The sequence below is a fragment of the Flagellimonas rhodophyticola genome (assembly GCF_049332665.1).
Taxonomy (GTDB): Bacteria; Bacteroidota; Bacteroidia; order Flavobacteriales; family Flavobacteriaceae; genus Flagellimonas.
Map to the genome: position 1 here is coordinate 3,641,946 of NZ_CP186326.1, position 18,076 is coordinate 3,660,021.

At 38.6% G+C, this 18,076-nt stretch carries 11 protein-coding genes and 1 tRNA gene; 8 read left to right on the forward strand and 4 right to left on the reverse strand.

Annotation, left to right across the window (positions count from 1 at the left end; translation table 11 throughout):
• The first annotated feature begins 174 nt into the window (after positions 1-174).
• From gldJ to ACOKFG_RS16490, 8 genes are all read left to right on the forward strand, one after another.
• On the forward strand, positions 175-1,836 hold the full coding sequence (gene gldJ, locus ACOKFG_RS16455) for a gliding motility lipoprotein GldJ (protein WP_298791574.1): 1,662 nt from the start codon (positions 175-177) through the stop codon (positions 1,834-1,836).
• 447 nt (positions 1,837-2,283) lie between these two features.
• Complete coding sequence (locus ACOKFG_RS16460; protein ID WP_298791576.1) at positions 2,284-2,892, forward strand: sigma-70 family RNA polymerase sigma factor; 609 nt, start codon at positions 2,284-2,286, stop codon at positions 2,890-2,892.
• A 219-nt stretch (positions 2,893-3,111) separates the two neighbouring features.
• On the forward strand, positions 3,112-4,155 hold the full coding sequence (locus ACOKFG_RS16465; protein WP_298791577.1) for a FecR domain-containing protein: 1,044 nt from the start codon (positions 3,112-3,114) through the stop codon (positions 4,153-4,155).
• A 196-nt stretch (positions 4,156-4,351) separates the two neighbouring features.
• Positions 4,352-7,756, forward strand: a complete 3,405-nt coding sequence (locus tag ACOKFG_RS16470; protein WP_422861632.1) for a TonB-dependent receptor — start codon at positions 4,352-4,354, stop codon at positions 7,754-7,756.
• Between the two features lie 4 nt (positions 7,757-7,760).
• Positions 7,761-9,455, forward strand: coding sequence for a RagB/SusD family nutrient uptake outer membrane protein (locus ACOKFG_RS16475; protein ID WP_299175663.1), 1,695 nt, complete (start codon positions 7,761-7,763; stop codon positions 9,453-9,455).
• A 99-nt stretch (positions 9,456-9,554) separates the two neighbouring features.
• Entirely contained in the window at positions 9,555-12,860 is a 3,306-nt protein-coding gene (locus ACOKFG_RS16480; RefSeq protein ID WP_422861633.1) for a VCBS repeat-containing protein, read from the forward strand.
• A gap of 85 nt (positions 12,861-12,945) precedes the next feature.
• Complete coding sequence (locus tag ACOKFG_RS16485; RefSeq protein WP_298791585.1) at positions 12,946-14,220, forward strand: UDP-N-acetylmuramoyl-tripeptide--D-alanyl-D-alanine ligase; 1,275 nt, start codon at positions 12,946-12,948, stop codon at positions 14,218-14,220.
• Between the two features lie 82 nt (positions 14,221-14,302).
• A complete protein-coding gene (locus ACOKFG_RS16490) occupies positions 14,303-14,674 on the forward strand; it encodes a DCC1-like thiol-disulfide oxidoreductase family protein (protein ID WP_298791587.1) in 372 nt (123 codons plus the stop codon).
• A 7-nt stretch (positions 14,675-14,681) separates the two neighbouring features.
• Here the strand turns inward: ACOKFG_RS16490 and ACOKFG_RS16495 are convergent.
• The 4 genes from ACOKFG_RS16495 to ACOKFG_RS16510 form a co-directional block, all read right to left on the reverse strand.
• A tRNA-Val gene (locus ACOKFG_RS16495) sits at positions 14,682-14,756 on the reverse strand.
• A gap of 30 nt (positions 14,757-14,786) precedes the next feature.
• A complete protein-coding gene (locus ACOKFG_RS16500; RefSeq protein WP_298791588.1) occupies positions 14,787-15,191 on the reverse strand; it encodes a 6-carboxytetrahydropterin synthase in 405 nt (134 codons plus the stop codon).
• Positions 15,192-15,410: 219 nt separating this feature from the next.
• The gene (locus tag ACOKFG_RS16505) at positions 15,411-16,427 is read right to left on the reverse strand and encodes a hypothetical protein (protein ID WP_298791590.1); all 1,017 of its coding nucleotides are present in this window, start codon (positions 16,425-16,427) and stop codon (positions 15,411-15,413) included.
• 17 nt (positions 16,428-16,444) lie between these two features.
• Entirely contained in the window at positions 16,445-18,058 is a 1,614-nt protein-coding gene (locus tag ACOKFG_RS16510; RefSeq protein WP_298791592.1) for a SusD/RagB family nutrient-binding outer membrane lipoprotein, read from the reverse strand.
• Positions 18,059-18,076: the final 18 nt, after the last annotated feature.

The window sequence follows — 18,076 nt, forward strand, 5'->3', positions numbered from 1 at the left end:
TTCGACTTCCTTATCGTTTAAAAAAGTAGATTGGGCCCGCAGATTAATTTTGCAGGCACAAAATATAATGGCCAAAACATCGTTTTAATGCCATCAATGGATTTTAAGTAAAATCAAAACAAGTTAAAGTTACTAAGGAAAAACCCTTAGTTATAAAGTACTCAAGCCCAAATTATGAAAAAACACTTTATCAAAGTTGTACTTTCTTGCGCTGTTGTGGTAGGAAGTTTTTCAAGTTGTAAAAATTCCTCCTCCGGTTCTTCAAAGAACGTTTCCCGAGCCACAGGTTGGAAAATAAATGCCAAGGAAGGAGGATTTCAACACAATTCTGATTTTAAAGAGCAGGAAACTCCTCCGGGAACCGTGTTTATTGAGGGTGGAACCTTTACTAAAGGTAAGGTTCAAGATGATATCATGCATGATTGGAACAATACACCGACTCAGCAGCATGTACAATCCTTCTACATGGATGAGACTGAGGTGACCAATGTAATGTACCTAGAGTACTTGGATTATCTTAAATCAGTTTATCCCCCTGAAAATCCAAATTATAAAAACATTTACAATGGAGCCCTTCCTGACACCTTGGTATGGAGAAACCGATTGGGCTTTAATGAGACTATGACCAATAATTACCTAAGACATCCGGCCTATGCGGAATATCCGGTGGTGGGTGTTAACTGGGTTCAGGCTTCGCAGTATGCAGAGTGGAGAACCGATAGGGTAAACGAGGCCATGCTGGAAAGAGAAGGGTATATAGCCCAGGATGCAAAATACAAAGTTCTAAACGGTGATATGAGCGGGACTTTTAGCACCGAAGCATATTTGAACAATCCAGAATCTGTTTATGGAGGACAAATAGATTCACTACAAGGAAAGCAAAAGAGAGATTCAATAAACACTTTTGCGAAAAGAAGTAGTGGAGTTATCATGCCAGAATATCGTTTACCTACCGAAACTGAGTGGGAATATGCAGCGCAGGCTTTGATCGGATCAAGGGAATACAATAATTATAGAGGAAGAAAAAAATACCCATGGGAAGGTGATTACACCCGTAACGGCCAACGTGTAGGTCGTGGAGATCAATTAGCCAACTTTAAGCAAGCTAAAGGTGATTATGGTGGTATTGCAGGATGGTCCGATGATGGTGCTGACATCACTGCAGAAGTAAAGTCATACAAACCAAACGATTTTGGTCTTTATGATATGGCTGGTAACGTATCTGAATGGGTGGCCGATGTATACCGTCCCATTGTTGATGACGAAATCAGTGATTTTAACTACTACAGAGGAAATATCTTTTTGAAAAAAGCCATTGGTGATGATGGTAAAGTAAAAGTTTTACGTGAAGAAGAGATAGTCTATGACACCTTGCCGAATGGAAAAATTATAGCCATGAACTTACCTGGTGAGATTGAAATGGTTGCGGTAACTGAGGAAGAGACTTATTTAAGAACCAATTTTGATTCTAGTGATAACCGAGGTTATCGTGATGGAGACCCAGGTTCATCAAGATTCTTTGAAAGATTTAGTGATGAAGCGGACAATAGAAAAATGTACGATTCTCCGAAGCACAATGTGGAACGTGATTCTACTGGCAAACTTATTAGACAGTATGACACATCCAACTACCGTACCTCACTTATAAACGATGAAGTTAGAGTATATAAAGGTGGTTCTTGGAGAGACAGAGCATTTTGGTTAGATCCTGCACAGCGTAGGTATCAACCCCAATATATGGCCACGGATGATATTGGATTCCGTTGCGCTATGTCAAGAGTTGGATCTAAATCCAAATCCAAAAACAAGACCATAAGACACAAAAAAGCCAAATAAAATTATATTTCTAGACAAAAAGGCCTCGATAGTTATCGAGGCCTTTTTTTTTGCTTAAACCTTCTATGCTGGTTTTTATCCATCTATTTGTATACAGAATGTAAGTCAAGTTCTGTTAAAAATTTAACAATTTGGAAGTGCAGGTATATTTTTTTTTCCATAATTTTAGCGATAGCATTTCTAATTTTCGAATTTGATAATTTCGAACTTTTTGGCGCTACAAAACTCTAGCTTTAATTCAAACTTAAGAAAAATGAACACTTACTCTAACGGACTGTATTTATCAGCCCATTCTCCTTAGACCTCGTAAATAGTCATCTTACCTGACGTGATTTTCACGGTCACATTTATTTTGATCTTTTCGCAAGTATTTCTTGATTTATTCTCTTTTCAAGAAAAATTATTCGGCGACCCTTTAATTAACACTAAACGGTAATAAAAACTGTTTTGAGCACCCAAAAAAAAGAAGAATTAATTCTCTGGAACGAAATCAAAAAAGGCAATGTCATTGCTTTGGGTCAAGTCTATGACCTATATATAAAGCTGCTTTTTTCCTATGGTTTCCAACTATCCAACGATAAAAATTACGTTATGGATTGTATCCATGATTTGTTTTTGGATTTGTATAAATACAGAGAAAGACTTTCCGCAACTGATAATATCAAGTATTACCTCATAACTTCATTACGAAGAAAAATCAACAGAAAATACAAACATTCCTTAGTACATTTTTCAGAAAGGGAAAACATTGAAAATCAGATGGATGCCCTTCAACATGTATTATCTCCTGAAGAAAGACTGATTGCTTTGGAAAATGACTCCAAAAAAGTTGGTATTTGGCAAAAGGCCAATAATTTTTTAACCAAAACGCAATTAAGAGGTCTCCAGCTTAGATTTATGGAAGAGAGACCTTATGAGGAAATTGCCGAAATTATGGATGTTTCCGTCGGAACATCAAGAACAATAATATATCGGGCAATCAAATCACTTCGAAAAAACATGATCTTGCCTACGATATTATTCGGAAAAACCATCCTTACCCTCTTTCTTACTTAAATAATCATCCTATTGATTGCGCAAAGGTGAAAACGCCATAACGACCAGTCGAAATTGAGTTTTCTTCAAAATAGAAACGTCAAAATTAGAGCCTTAATAAAAAAAGTTTAAAAAAATTGTCTATAAACCAAAAAATGTGCGCTTATACTATTATGTGCACGTCGTACACCTTTTAAATAGTTTACTGTTTTAGGTTAATCAACTGCATAAAAACCAACCATGGAACACGAAGAAAATAGTCACGAATTGAACACTAAAGAACGTGAGCATTTGAAAAAAAGGATAACAACATCCATTTTCAAATATCGCCGTCAAAAGAAAGCCATAAGCTACGTTGCTGGAATTGCCTCAGTAGCAGTCGTGGCTTTTTTCTCTTTTGGAGTTTACCTCGACAACTCTCAAAATCCATCTATAGAAGCCTTTGTTGAATCATCTACAACCACGATTGATCCAAAATCAGATAAAGTCACGCTGGTATTTGAAGAAGGGAAAAGCATAAATATTGATGGAGACAGTTCCAATATCGCATATTCCAGTAGTGGTGAAAAAGTTACAATTGGCAAAAATGATCAACTCAAACAGTCCAATAAGAAAAATAATGAAGTTGTATACAACACATTGATTGTACCTTACGGAAAGCGGTCTACCGTTCAATTATCAGACGGCACCACAGTTTGGTTGAATTCAGGATCCAAATTGGTTTACCCTGTTACTTTTAACCAGAATAAAAGAGAAGTTTTTTTGGAGGGTGAGGGTATTTTTGATGTAGCCCATAACAAGAAACAACCCTTTTTGGTCCTCTCAAAAGACCATGAAATTGAAGTACTGGGAACTGTTTTTAATATCAGTAGCTATTCCGACGACAATACGGTTAGCACTACGCTTAAAAGCGGTAGTGTTCAAATAAAGTACAAAGTCGATTCTTTTTTCAAGAGTCAGGAGGTGTTAAAAATTACTCCGGGAACTCAATCTGTTTACGGCAAAAATTCTAACACCATATATTCCAAAAGTGTTGATGTAGAAAAATATTTTTCATGGAAGGATGGAGTTTTCATCTTTAAAAATGACAACCTCAAGCATATCATGAAAAGACTTTCGCGGTACTACAATGTGGATATATCCGTGGACAATAAAGAATTGGAGAATCAGACTTTCTCCGGATACCTTGATTTAAAGGAAAATGTTGAAAATGTGATTAGTATAATCAAGGAAACATCAGATTTTGAGTACACCACAAATGACAACCAAATATTGATTAACTAAAACTACTAACTATATGAAATGACAACCTAAACCAAAAAAACCAGAAGATGCGCCAACACCTTCTGGCAAGCTACGAACATTGCTGAAAATGCCTCTCAGCAACATTAACTAATAAAAAAACTAAATTATGAATAAAATTGCTAACCCTAAACCTTTAGGGAGAATAATATCCTTGAGGTCTTATCTCTGGACTATTATGAGAATTTTTCTTCTTTTTATTGCCATCGGACTTAGTTCAGGTTATGCCAACTCGAGCTATGCGCAAACTAAAATAAACCTTGACGTCAATGATGTTACCCTTGAGGATTTGTTTAAAGAAATACAAGCCAAAAGTGAGTTTATCTTTTTCTATAAAGATGATATCATTGATCCTAAACAGAAAGTAACACTTCAGCTTGAAGATGCTATGCTTTCTCAAATTTTGGAGCAAGTATTTAGTAAGACGAACTTAAGCTTTAAAATCGATGATCGCCAAGTAGTCATTGTCGAGAAACCAGTTTCCATACCGATCAATGTTGATTCGGAAAAAGAAGTTCAGGTTACCATCACGGGTACAGTAAACGATAATCTTGGTTCACCTCTACCCGGTGCCAACGTAATCGAAAAAGGAACTTCAAATGGTACTCAAACAGATTTTGATGGAAATTATTCCATTACTGTAGGTGCCAATGCCACATTGGTGTTTAGCTACGTAGGTTTCGCTACGCAAGAAGTTACAGTAAACGATCAAACTTCAATCAGTATTTCTATGGTTGAAGATGCAGGGCTTTTAGATGAAGTTGTAGTATTGGGTTACTCTACTCAAACAAGAGGTGACTTAACAGGTTCTGTTGCTTCGGTTGACTTGACCGAGGCTACGAAAGCTCCTTTAGTAAATGCCGCTGAAGCATTAGAAGGTAGAGTTACCGGTGTATCCGTAATCAACGGTGGTGCTCCAGGTAGCGCACCTACCATTAGAATTCGTGGATTTGGATCTACCAACGCCAATGGACCCCTATTTATTATTGATGGTGTTCAGACTACGGATGCGTCCATATTAAACGCTATAAACCCAGAGGACATTGCTCAGATGAACGTACTTAAAGATGGTGCAGCTTCTATTTATGGTGCTCGTGCCTCAAACGGTGTTGTTATTATAGCCACAAAAAATGGTGGTTACAACCAAGATTCGGCATCGGTCTCTTTGGATATGTATGTAGGATTTTCAAGAGCTACAAACCTTCCTGAAGTGCTTAATGCACAGCAGCATGGCCAAATGCTTTTTGATAGCTTTGCTAATGACGGCTTAGCTCCAACCCACCCGCAATACGGTGATGGTGCCAGCCCAGTAGTTCCATCTACAATTTTGGGAGCCCCAACTCCCGTTACTACAAGAAGTGGTGGTAGTTGGTTGGACGACGTATTCCAAAATGCACCTACTCAAAATGTATCTTTAAGCATGGAGAACGGGACGGAAAATGCCAAGTACAATGTTTCCATAGCTTATCTCAATAGAGAGGGCGCACAATTAGAATCTTTCTTCAAAAGAGGACTTTTACGCGCCAATTCAGAATTTAAGATTGGCGATAAAATACGTGTGGGAGAACACTTAAACGTTTCTTTTGCAAATAGTAGTACAGCAAGAATTCCTGACGCCTCTTTTGGGAACAACCCAGTATTGTTAGCACAACGAAACAGTCCATTATTGCCCGTCAGAGCAGATGACGGAAGTTTTGCAGGAACATATTCCAATGCACTCGGACTCTCGAACCCAACTAACCCCGTGGCGGATTTGACCAGGGCTTCGGATGACTTTTACAAGACCATTCGTATTTTGGGAGATGTTTATGCGTCTTATGAGTTTATTGATGGAGTTACCTTTAAGACCTCAATTGGAGGTGATTTGGATTTGCAAAATTCAAGGCAATTCCTACCTACCAACCCTGAGCACTCCGAAGCTAGGGGAACCAATACAATGACCGAATTTGATTTTGATTCATACAATTGGATTTGGACCAACACGGTTAACTTCAACAAAACCTATGACAAGCATAGCATTAATGCTCTTGTAGGTTTAGAGGCTGTAGAGAATAGAATAAAGCAGAAAACTATCAACGTTACCGGTTTCTTATTCGAATCACCTGATTTTTACCTATTAGATAGAGGTTCAGGTACACCAAACTTTGGTTTTGTAGGTGACGTTACCAACTCACTTTTCTCTGTATTCGGTAGTTTAAATTACTCGTTTGACAGCAAGTATTTCATTACCGCTACATTGAGAAGAGATACTTCGTCCAACTTCTTGGGTGATAACCGAAGTGATGTATTCCCTGCAGTAAGTGCAGGATGGTTGCTTAGTGATGAGGATTGGTTTGAAAGTGGTTTCTTTGATCGTGTTAAGCTAAAGGCCTCTTGGGGACAATTGGGTAACCAAGCTGTACCAGCTGCAAATCCAACCATTAACGTTTCTTCCATTAATCCTGCACAGTCAAACTATGCCTTTACCGGATCAGGAACGCCAACAACAGGTGCTATTGTAGGTGCCATTGGTAATCCAGACTTAAGATGGGAGACCTCCGAATCTACAAACATTGGTGCTGAATTTACCATATTGGACAACAAATTGAATTTCGGTATTGAATATTTTAATATTGAGACCAATGATTTGATTGCACAAGATTTACAAGTAATCAGTACAACAGCTATCGATGCCAATGCTCCGTTTGTTAATCTTGGTAATATTGAAAACAAAGGATTTGATATTACTTTAGGGTATCAAGACCAAACCGATTCTGGATTCTCCTATGGGATTGATGTAAATGTATCTACCTATAAGAATGAGGTAACCAACCTAAGTTCAGAATTCCAAACTGGGGATACCCGATTTAGAGGTGGTGCAGTTACTCGAACACAAGTAGGAAGACCAATTTCATCATTTTTCGGATTGCAAGTGGATGGTATTTTCTCCAGCGAAGCTGAAGTTGGTAGTGCAGCAAGCCAAGGTTTTGCTTCCAACGCTGATGGTGTAGGTCGTTTCAGATATCGTGATATCAACGGTGATAATGTGATCGATGATGATGATAGAACTTTTATTGGTTCTCCTCACCCTGATTTCAGCTATGGTATCAATTTGACTTTGGGATACAAAAATTGGGATCTTTCAGCATTCTTCTCTGGTGTTTCTGGAAAAGACGCATACAATTACAACAAAATCTTTACGGATTTCCCAACGTTTGTAAATGCCAACAGAAGTACAAGAGTATTGGATTCATGGACTCCAAGCAATACAAACGCCATCTTACCGGCTTTGAGTACTTCACTGACCAATGGTGAAACAAATCCAAACTCATATTTTGTAGAAGACGCATCTTATTTAAGATTAAAAAACCTTCAAATAGGATATACACTTCCTGAAGATGTCTTAAACAAAATAGGAATTGATAATATTAGACTATATGTTCAAGCTTCCAATTTGTTCACGATTACTGATTACAGTGGTCTAGATCCTGAAATTCCTATTATCACAAGGAATGGAGCTGTTGACAACCTTACCCAAGGCGTAGACGTTTCAGCTTTCCCGCTGGCCCAGATTTTCACCTTCGGTACTAATTTTAAATTCTAAAAAAATGAAAAAGAAACTATTAATTTGCGTATTAGCATTTTTAGCACTTATTATTTCGTGCAGTGATGATTTTACCGTTCAGCCAGCAGTAGGTCAGTTGACAGATGAAGCGGTTTCCAATGCCACTGGGGTTGGTTTGCTATTGACTGGGGCTTATTCAGCACTTGATGGAGTTAGGCTTAACCAGACTGGTAGCGGTTTTTCCTATAGCCCGGACAACTGGTGGCTAGATGTGATGTCTGATGATGCTCACAAAGGAAGTACTGATGGTGACCAAGGAGATTTGTTCTCTCTTGAAACGTATGACATCCAAACAAGTAACCCTTATCTTTTGGGTAAATGGTTATCCTTGTATGCAGGAGTAAACCGTTCAAATGCTGTAATTGCTTTGATTGCCACTATTACCGAAGGTGATTTTACTGCACAGCTGGCAGAAGCTAGGTTTTTGAGAGGATATTATAATTTTGAACTTCAAAAAATATATGGTAATCCTGCCTATATCTCCGAGGAAAATTATGCTGCAACAGAATTCAACCAGCCTAATCCAGGTCCTATATGGGATCAAGTTGAAGCGGATTTACAGTTTGCGATTGATAATTTACCAGCGTCTCAACCTGAAGCAGGTAGACCAAATTCTTGGACTGCTAAAGCTTTTATGGGTAAAGCCCATTTATACCAAGCTGAATGGAGCGCTGCATTAACGCAATTGCAAGATGTAATCAACAATGGGCCATATAGTTTGAACGCTGAGTTTTTGGATAACTTTACCGCTGCAGGTGAAAATTCAGGAGAATCTATATTCGCCATTCAATTTGCCACTGATGGTGGTCAATCGCTAAACGGTAATCTTGGAGGTACTTTGAACTTCCCTGGAGGAGGTCCATTTGAGTCTTGCTGTGGTTTTTACCAGCCTACTCAAGATTTGGTTAATGCGTACCAAACGGATGGTACGGGACTTCCATTACTCGATACTTTCAACCAGACGGATGTTACAAATGATCAAGGTATTCCAACTGCAGATGCTTTTACCCCTCACACGGGGCCGTTAGATCCAAGATTGGATTATACAGTGGGCAGAAGAGGTATCGATTATAATGGTTTTGGTTTAATGGTCGGAGCTGATTGGATCAGAGCTTTGCCCTCTGATATCTCAGGACCATATTTACCAAAGAAGAACATCTATCAATCCGACGAATTGGGTGCCAATCAAGGAAATGGAGCTTGGGGACAGCAGCATTCAGGTATCAACTATAATGTAATGCGTTATGCAGATGTTCTTTTGATGGCTGCTGAAGCAGCAATTGAATCTTCTGGCGACATAACAACAGCTTTGAATTATGTAAACCAAGTTCGTGCAAGAGCGGCAAATATGACCCCGGTCATGAATGAAGCTGGCGACGCACCCGCGGCAAATTATGATATAGCAGAATATGCAAGCTTTCCTGATGTTGATTTCGCGAGACAAGCTGTTCGTTTCGAAAGAAGACTTGAGCTAGGTATGGAAGGTCACAGATTATTCGACCTTAGAAGATGGGGCGCAGCGGCCATAATCAATGCTTATGTTGCCAACGAAGATAGAACTATTCCAAATTTTGACACAAAAGTAAATACTTACGAACCCTTTATGGATTTACTAGCAATACCAGTAAATGCAATCGATTTAAGTGGTAATGTACTTGATCAAAATCCTGGATACTAAGATTTAGTAGTTTGGTTAGTTTAAATAGTTAATTAAGTTTAAGTTAACGAAGAAAACAGGGTGTAAAAGCCCTGTTTTCCCATTTATATATAATGTTCGATGAAATATAATTGTAAGGTATTGTTCCATTTAATTTTAGCAGGAATTTTGTTTCTATCTTGTTCGGAACAAAAAGAAAGTAAAGAAGCACTTTTGTTTTCAAAAATTGATGCCAAACAATCTGGAATTGACTTTGCAAACAATCTCATTGAGAACGATTCACTCAATTATTTCACCTATTCCTATATCTATATGGGTGGAGGTGTTTCAGCGGGAGACATCAACAACGATGGTCTGGTAGATTTGTACTTCACAGGAAATATGGTTTCGAACAAACTGTATCTGAACAAAGGAAACCTACAATTTGAAGACATTTCCGAAGCTGCAGGCGTTGCCGGTGATGATAGATGGTATACGGGAACAACCATGTCCGATGTAAACAATGATGGCCTATTGGATATCTATTGCTCCGTTGGAGGAAAATTCGGTCCTAAAGAGAATCAGTTGTTCATCAATAATGGTGATAACACATTTAGCGAGAGAGCCGAAGAATTTGGCATTAACGACCCAAGCAACAGTGTTCAAAGTACTTTCTTTGATTATGACAGGGATGGTGATCTTGACCTATATGTAGCAAACTATCCCCCAACCCCTTTTAACGCGCCCAATTTTTTATATGCCTTCAAACAAAAATTTCCAAAACCTCTGGAAACCGATAGACTTTTTAAAAACGAAAACGGAAAATTCATTGACGTAACCGAAGAAGCAGGTCTAAAAACCTTCGGTCTTTCCTTAAGTGCTACGGTTGGAGACCTTAATCAAGATGGATGGCCAGATTTATATGTCTCCAATGATTTTAGCTCCCCGGATTATATGTTCATCAACAACAAGAACGGAACCTTTTCCGAACAAGTAAAAAACACTACAAAAAATAACTCCTTCTACGGAATGGGCACCGATATTGCCGATTTCAACAACGACTTGTTGTTGGATATCATGCAAGTTGATATGACCGCTCAAATCAATAGAAGGGCAAAAGCCAATATGGCAAGCATGAATCCTGATTTATTCTGGAGTACGGTCAATGCAGGATTCCATTACCAATATATGCAGAACACACTGCAGTTGAACAATGGCAACTTAAAAGATTCCCTTCCTGATTTTAGCAATATTTCAAGATTTGCAGGAGTATCCTCCACAGATTGGAGCTGGGGACCCTTATTTGCAGATTTGGACAATGATGGTTGGAAAGATCTTTTTATTTCCAACGGTACAAGACGCGAAATAAATAACAGGGATTATTTTTTAGAAATAGAAAAAAAAGGACTTCCAAAGGATAGTACACTTGCTAAAAGTTTGGCCATACCCTCCGAAAAAATAGACAATTATGTATTTCGAAACAATGGAGATCTAACTCTATCCCGTATGAACAGTGAATGGGGTATCGAACACAAAGGTTTTTCCAATGGTTGTGTCTATGTAGATTTAGACAATGACGGTGATCTTGAAATCATCACAAACAATATTGATGACCACGCCTCAGTTTTTGAAAATAAAAGTTCCGAAAAAAACAATTACACCACTCTTCAATTTAAAGGTCCTGACAAAAACCTATTGGGTTTAGGCACAAAGGTCAAACTATATGCAAATGGAATCTCCCAATACCAAGAAATGACATTGACAAGAGGATTTCAATCCTCCGTGGCTCCAAGACTTCATTTTGGTCTTGGGAATGCAGAAAAGGTGGATTCTATAGTAATCCAATGGCCTGATGACAAAAAAGAGTTTATCACAGACGCTAAAATCAATACTAGTCTGGTAATCGAGTATTCAAAAGCTGCATTCCCTAATGAAACTGCTCCTCAGTTACCAGAAAAGCTTTTCCAAACAGAAACGGATTCTTTAAAAATTGCAAAGCATATCCATATTGAAAATTATTTCGACGATTTCGAAAAAGAAATTTTACTGCCACATCAAACCTCTCTGCTAGGTCCAAATATTGCAACTGGAGACCTGAACAATGACGGCTTGGATGATCTTGTTGTGGGCAGTTCATCTCAAAATACTACAGCTTTGTATTTTCAAAGGAGAGATGGAAGTTTTCAAAAAATAGATTCCGATCCATTTGCTATGGACAGTGGATCCGAAGATATGGGCATCCATATTTTTGATGCCGAGGGAGATGGCGACAACGACATTTACATTGCAAGTGGTGGAAACGAGTTTTCTCCTGACTCAGAACAATTACAAGATAGATTGTACCTGAACAATGGCAAGGGAGTTTTAACCAAATCGGAGAATGCATTGCCCAAAATGATTACCAGTAGTTCACGCATACATAGTCATGATTTTGATAAGGATGGTGATTTGGACCTGTTTGTGGGAGGACGTCTTGTTCCTGGCAATTATCCTTCACCAGCCAATAGCTATATTCTTGAAAATAGAAGTAATTCAGATAATGTTCGGTTTGTAGATGCTTCGGAAAAAGTAGCCCCAATGCTCAAGAAGATTGGTATGGTAACCGACGCAGTTTGGACCGACTTTGATGGTGATTCTTGGACCGATTTAATTTTGGTAGGCGAATGGATGCCTATCACACTTTTAAAAAATGACAGTGGATATTTTACCGATGTTTCGAATGATATGGGCACAGATGACACCGCTGGGTGGTGGTTCAGTATAAATGGAGGGGACTTTGACAATGATGGTGATATGGATTATATCGTCGGAAACTTGGGTCAGAACTTCAAATATAAAGCAACGGAAAACGAAACTTTTGATATTTACTTCAATGATTTTGATAGTAACAACACCAACGATATTGTTTTAAGTTATTACAATTATGGCGAAAAGTTTCCGCTTAGAGGACGGGAATGCACCTCGCAGCAAATGCCCGGAATCAAGAAGAAATTCAAAAATTATGAATCTTTTTCCAATGCTACGTTAGAGGATGTATACGCTAAGGAAACTTTGGATAATTCTTTGCATTATCAAGTCAAGTCTTTTGCAAGTATTTATCTCGAAAACAAAAAGGGTAAAATGATTCCGCATCAGCTTCCAAATGTTGCCCAGTTGTCTTCTATAAATCAAATTACGATTCGGGATTTTGATAATGACCAAAATTTGGATGCATTGATTGTTGGTAATTTATACAATTCTGAGGTGGAAACTCCCAGAAATGACGCAAGTCACGGACTTCTTCTAAAAGGAGTTGGAAATGGTTCCTTTGTTCCAATTCCAGCTAAAACCAGTGGCTTTTATACACCCGGAGATGTAAAGGACATGAAAACCATGAAAATAGCAGAAAAAGAATATCTGGTGGTTGCTAAAAATTCCGATGCATTGCAATTTGTCAAAATCAACTGATTCACTTTCCTTCTGTCAATAAATGACGTATACAATTTGACTCAAGCCTTGACTTAACATCAGGGCTTTTTTATATCTTCGATTTATGACATTGGAACAGCTTCATGCGATTTTCTTATCGCATCCCACAGTTTGCACAGATACACGAAAAATTACCAAAAATTGCCTTTTCTTTGCTTTAAAAGGCCCCAATTTTAATGGCAACGAATTTGCCAAACAAGCTTTGGAACAAGGTGCAGCATACGCCATAGTTGACGAAAGCCAGCATGAAACATCTGATAAATGTTTGCTTGTAAAAGATGTTTTGCAAACACTTCAAAACCTGGCAACATTCCATAGAAATTATTGTAGTGCAAGGGTTGTCTCCCTAACAGGCAGTAATGGTAAGACCACAACCAAAGAACTGATTCATGCTGTCTTGTCAAAAAAATACAAAACTGTCGCCACAAAAGGTAACCTCAACAACCACATAGGAGTGCCCCTTACCCTGCTATCTATAAAAGCAGACACCGAACTTGCGATAGTGGAAATGGGCGCCAACCACAAAGAAGAAATTGCTTTTTTGTGCAATATTGCCCAGCCTGATTTTGGCTATATAACCAATTTTGGAAAGGCCCACCTTGAAGGTTTTGGCGGTATTGAAGGGGTTATTCAAGGTAAAAGTGAGCTTTACCAATATTTAATTCCTAATGGAAAGTATGTCTTTTTAAATGCAGATGACCCTATACAAGTTGAAAAGCTAGCTTCTTATATTAAGAAAATTGGATTTAGTACGAACAACCCTGAATATTTCAATATTAAACTCCTTCATACGAATCCTTTTGTTGTCATTGAAGTCGAAAACACTACGATTTCAACAAAACTTATTGGTAGTTATAATTTTCCAAATTGTTGTTCCGCTATCACAATGGGTAAATATTTCAATGTCCCTTTAGAGGAAATTAAAACAGCCCTTGAATCCTATGTGCCGGCAAATAATCGTTCTCAAATTATTGAGAAAAACGGGTTCAAAATCATTTTGGATGCCTATAATGCCAATCCAACTAGTATGCAAGCTGCTATCCACAATTTCAAAAGTATGCCGGGAACTGAAAAGACATTGATTTTGGGTGACATGTTCGAGCTTGGCCCTGAGGCTATGGAAGAGCATCAACACATATCTGATCTAGTCTTAGACCATGGTTTTTCCGAAGTGTACCTGGTAGGAGAAAATTTCTTTCATACAGCATCCAACTTCAAAAAAATGGAATCTTTTAGCCATCTAAAGGAATACCTTGAGAAGAATCCTTTACAAAAGGGCACACTTCTGATTAAAGGCTCTAGAGGAATGGCTCTGGAAAGGGTTTTGGAGCTACTTTAGGTGAATAATTTTCTTAAAAAAAGCATAATGTCAAAATGGGGAAACATTTTGTTCGACAAACTGAACATCAATGTTTCCAATCATGAAGAAAAATGTAATTGTTTTTGACGGAGAATGTAACCTATGTAATGGTGTAGTAGGCTGGCTGTTGAGGTTTGCACCTAATGACCAATTTCATATGGTAGCTTTTCAATCGCCGCATGGCCAAGAACTGCTATTACAGCATAACTATCCTACACAACAATTGGAAACCGTTATTTTGTTTGACGAACAGGGCAAGCATACACATTCAGACGGATTTCTTCGTATTCTTGCCAAAATTCCCAAATGGCAACTGGTTGGGGCAATCCTTACTTACGTACCCAAAATCATAAGAGATAATATTTACACCCTAGCCGCAAAGAATAGAGTTAAATGGTTTGGCAAATCCCAAACCTGTGCGATAAGTTTTTAGGTAAATGTGGGATATACTGGATTCGAACCAGTGACCTCTGCCCTGTCAAGGCAGCGCTCTAAACCAACTGAGCTAATATCCCATAAAATTGGAGTGCAATATCGTAAAATTGTTACCAATCTCCATATTCTGCCGAGTTCTTTTGAGTCTCATATAGCGTTATATGAAGTAAATGGTCTTTATCCACCATAGGTTTAAGAATATCATATATCACCTTTACAAAATATTCTGTTGTTGGATACAAGTCATCGAATTCAGGACAGTCTAGATTTAAGTTCTTATGGTCAAATCTTTCCTCAATTTCATCATGAATCAGATTTCCTAACACTGCTAAATCCATTACAAAACCAGTATCTGGATTTACCGCGCCTCTAACTCTAACTTCTAAATCAAAGTTGTGTCCGTGAACATTGTTGCACTTACCAAAGGTCTCAATGTTTTTTTCATCGCTCCAATTTGGGTTATGCAATCTGTGCGCGGCGTTAAAATGAGCTTTGCGACAAATGGTAGTTATCATTCAGCATTAGATTTGTGCAAAGATACTTCTTAAGCATTCATCTTTCCAAAATAAAGATCTAGATATAATCCGACCGAAGACCAATAAAAAAAGCCATCCATTTAGGATGGCTTTCTGGTCGTAAAACGACCTCACTTTTTGAACTTGACGGTTATTGTATAGAAAGTTCAAAAGGGTGTGCTTTCTAGTGGGAAACATAAAATGCACTCCCAATGTAACCTACTTCTGGAGCGTTAAGAAGTTAGGGATAAATCCATCAGAATCTATCTGGATATCAATCCTACCAATACATGTAAACACCAAACCGTTAACAGCTCCATATGTTCCTGGACCAAATGTGTTAAAATGAATCTGGCCCGCTTCTCCCCCATAGGAGACTCCACTGGAACCTGTATCAATGTCAAGCACTAAATCATCGGCACCATCAAGAGGTAACCCTCCACCAATAATTGTAATTTGATTTGCCCCGGGACCAGCAATAACTGTTCTAGTGTCACCTTGAGGTCCAAAAAAGGCATCAAAAGCATGGTTCACTACATTATAGGTTCCTGGCAGTTCTGCCAAATCAACAGAAGGACATAAGATGATAAATCCAAATTCAAAGGCTTGTCGATAACCCGCTTCATCAAGCAAATCATCGGTTACTGACCCCCCTGTTTGTACATAAAGGGTACCATCTGCACCGGAACGTATATCGTCCTCAGGACCAACTGCCACCTCATCACCATCTGCATCTAAATATACACCACCTTCCAAAGTAACTTCTGTCAAATTTAGTCTTGTGCTTCCACTAAACTTATTTCCTTCAGTATTGGTTACTTCAGCTGTGAAGAAAAAACTATCTCCAAAGCTTATGTCGTCTACCGTTACACCAACCAATGAAGCTAATTCATCGGCATTGAAAGCGAAGGAAGCAGGAAAGCTGGTTACCATCTCTACAGATAAAGTATCGGTTCTAACACCACCTAAATCTGCATAGACTCTTAAATCATATGATACCGCTGTTCCATTTGCATCCTCAACGGAGAATGAATAACTCAAATCAGAAATTTGCTCAACACCGATTGCCGCTGCAGGATTTTGATCTACAAATCGCACAAAACCACCAGTTGCAAGAAAATCGTTAAGTTGATTTTTGTCATCGTCCTCACATGAAACGAGGGTTACGCTGACTATTGTCAGCATAGCCATAAAGGCTACATTTATTTTCGAAAAGATTTTATTACGTATTTTCATTTTTATTTCTTTTTGAGTTAATCCAATACTGCTGGATTTGCATCCCAGAATGTTTTCACTGAAATCTCCTTTTGGTCAATGCTGGAGTTTGTGTTTACCACCGTTGCAGGATAAAGGAAAGTACGAGGAAAAGCTCCGGGAGTTCCAACGTGATCAGAAATATCACTTGGTAATCCAGTTCTCCTATAGTTATTATACGCTTCCAATCCATTCCCCCAAAGGGCGATGTAGTACTCTTTCATGATAACATCCAATCTAGCTGTATCATCTGCTGCGGCATCGTATTGCCCTAAAACAAAGGTCACGTAGTCATCCACGTCAGTACTGGTGGCTGCAAAGGCAGGTACCACCTGTCCTGGGATAAAGTTCAATACTTTGTCCATGGATTCTCTAACGCCTTCTTCCAATAAAGTTCTTGGGTTTCCGGTTGTTCCAGACACCAAAGAAGACTCAGCCTGCATGAACTTGACATATGAGGAAAGCAAGAATGGGAATATACCAGCTCCTCCACCTCCAGTATTAACGGCTACTGATTGGAAGTTGTCAGCATCAAAAGCTCCTCCAATTGGATACAATCCATAGGTAGACCTCTTCAATCCGTCTGGTGGAACACCATCGTCATCTCCATGATCACGGGTCCAATAGAAATCACCCAAGTAACAGAAGTTTACAACTGTGTTATCTTCACAAGGTAAATCATCTCCGGAAGGCACTTCATTCACCTGGCGGTAGAAATAATATCTCAACCTAGGGTCTTCAAATCCTTTGTCTGCCTTTAACAAGTTCACATAATAGCTCACTAGGTAATCATCAGCACCATCTGCATCATAGTTGAGTGCATAATAAGGGTGTCTACTTTCACCTGTTGTACTAGCTGTAGATGAGTATTTAAACTCGAAATCATCAGCCGCATCGGTAATCAATCCAGCACTAATAAGGCCATTAATCTCGCTACTAAAGTCGCCTATCAAACGCATTTGCAGATACATCTTAAACTTAAGGGTATTCGCCATTCTGGTCCACTGGGCTTTGTCGCCGCCATAAAACAGGTCATTGGGCATAACGGATCCTGGTGCATTTATAGATGCAATTCCTTCATCGATAATATCAAGCATCGCATTGTATATAGATTGACCACTATCAACAACAGGATTAGCATTGTCATTTCCTTGAAGAGCTTCCGTAAAGGGCACATCTCCAAAAACATCTACCAAAGTAACATAGATGTATGCCTGGATTAATTTGGCCACACCAATGAATCCTTCCAATTCTCTTTCTTCCGCCAATGGGATAAGAACATTTATATCCTGAAGTGATTCTCTGTACATATCTGTCCAAAGATCATCCAAGTTACCTGAACTCAGCGAAAATGGCCCTACATAAGCCCCAAATAAGTGTTGCATTCTTGCAAATTCCGCCGCACGAACGTTAATACCATCTTCATTGTCTTCGTTGTAGGCAATAGCATTAACAAAACGTAATTGCACATTGTTCAATAACAACTCTGGGTCAGCACTCGAAGGTGTCAACTCACTCGGATCATTAAGCTGATTTAGATCTATCGTTTCACAGCTTACACCTAACATCAGCAAAAGTATGCCTATGATGCTTATTTTATTATAGTTTTTCATTGTCCTATTTTTTTTCTT

Excerpts from the sequence above, each read along its gene's own strand:
- gldJ (WP_298791574.1), top strand. The coding sequence starts at position 175 with ATGAAAAAACACTTTATCAAAGTTGTACTTTCTTGCGCTGTTGTGGTA.
- ACOKFG_RS16485 (WP_298791585.1), top strand. The coding sequence starts at position 12,946 with ATGACATTGGAACAGCTTCATGCGATTTTCTTATCGCATCCCACAGTT.
- ACOKFG_RS16465 (WP_298791577.1), top strand. The coding sequence starts at position 3,112 with ATGGAACACGAAGAAAATAGTCACGAATTGAACACTAAAGAACGTGAG.
- ACOKFG_RS16475 (WP_299175663.1), top strand. The coding sequence starts at position 7,761 with ATGAAAAAGAAACTATTAATTTGCGTATTAGCATTTTTAGCACTTATT.
- ACOKFG_RS16480 (WP_422861633.1), top strand. The coding sequence starts at position 9,555 with ATGAAATATAATTGTAAGGTATTGTTCCATTTAATTTTAGCAGGAATT.
- ACOKFG_RS16510 (WP_298791592.1), bottom strand. The coding sequence starts at position 18,058 with ATGAAAAACTATAATAAAATAAGCATCATAGGCATACTTTTGCTGATG.
- ACOKFG_RS16470 (WP_422861632.1), top strand. The coding sequence starts at position 4,352 with ATGAGAATTTTTCTTCTTTTTATTGCCATCGGACTTAGTTCAGGTTAT.
- ACOKFG_RS16500 (WP_298791588.1), bottom strand. The coding sequence starts at position 15,191 with ATGATAACTACCATTTGTCGCAAAGCTCATTTTAACGCCGCGCACAGA.
- ACOKFG_RS16490 (WP_298791587.1), top strand. The coding sequence starts at position 14,303 with ATGAAGAAAAATGTAATTGTTTTTGACGGAGAATGTAACCTATGTAAT.
- ACOKFG_RS16505 (WP_298791590.1), bottom strand. The coding sequence starts at position 16,427 with ATGAAAATACGTAATAAAATCTTTTCGAAAATAAATGTAGCCTTTATG.